1 protein-coding gene is annotated in these 991 nt (G+C 42.0%); it reads right to left on the bottom strand.

The window, feature by feature from the left end:
- Positions 1–90: 90 nt before the first annotated feature.
- Positions 91–435: a DMP19 family protein gene (locus tag ACYVAA_RS22950; protein WP_460546427.1), complete on the bottom strand. Its 345-nt coding sequence runs from the start codon at positions 433–435 to the stop codon at positions 91–93.
- Positions 436–991 lie beyond the last annotated feature (556 nt).

Here is a 991-nt window from a genome sequence, read left to right as displayed (position 1 = left end):
CACTCTGTTCGAACTCGCAAACCAAGGAGGTCATGGTTTCGGTCAAATTGTCCATATCCTATCTTTTTTACAAAAATGGGGACTTGGGTTTTATCTTAAAATACGCAGTTCGTAAGGGGGATACGTAGGTACATACTTTCCGTAGTCATTATAATAGAATTGTGTAAAACCACCATTGGTAACTTGGGCATCTACATACCACCAATAATAAAGTGCTTTCTGTCCATAGGATAATGTGTTTCCCTTTTTTAACTCACCTTTTCTGTCTTGGATATATTCAGAAATTGGTTCAAGAACGTACCATCCAAAGTCAAATCCTGTGAATTTGAAAAATTCCCCTGTATTTAATTTTGGGCGAAAATGTTTCGATTGGTCAAATTCCCAATAGGGGTCTTCTTTCGGTTGATTTTGTCCGAAAAGGTTAAAAATGTTCATTATCAAAATTGTTAATAGAAAATATCTCAATCTCTCATTTTTACATTACAGCTAACGGTCTTCAGCTTGGAGGCGGCGGACGTTCGGAGCTCCCCGCTTCCTACTTTCCCCAAACTTCTTAAAAATACTGATTTTTATATTTACTTGGTACTCCCGCTGTATCCAAGGTGATGTTAGAGGCCGGGCGTTCCCGTTCTGGTTTTCACGGTTGTACCGATCTAATTTTCATAACGAGCCTGGCATTACCTATCGATTTAGACCGGATCCAGACATCCTCATAAAAACCCTTTTGGCTTTGTACATGGCCGGTTTCCAGTGGAGCACCATCTTCAGGTTTTTTCGGCAGCTCCCCCATTGCGTTCTGCCCCACCCATCTTCAGCCTAAAAGTCTCTTCCTTCCGGAGCCCTACCGACTGGTTCTTCCTTTCGTCTGAACAGAACTTTCTCTCACCTTATTCGGGGCAAGACTCTTTATGAAATCCTATCCACTATTTCAAAAGCGCCCCCCTTCAGTCCTGAATTTATCGCAGGCCACTTTCGGGAAGGATAAAAGTCC

The organism is Echinicola sediminis (assembly GCF_054777495.1).
The sequence above is the reverse complement of the archived record's forward strand: the minus strand, read 5'-3'. Positions and strand labels throughout refer to the sequence as shown.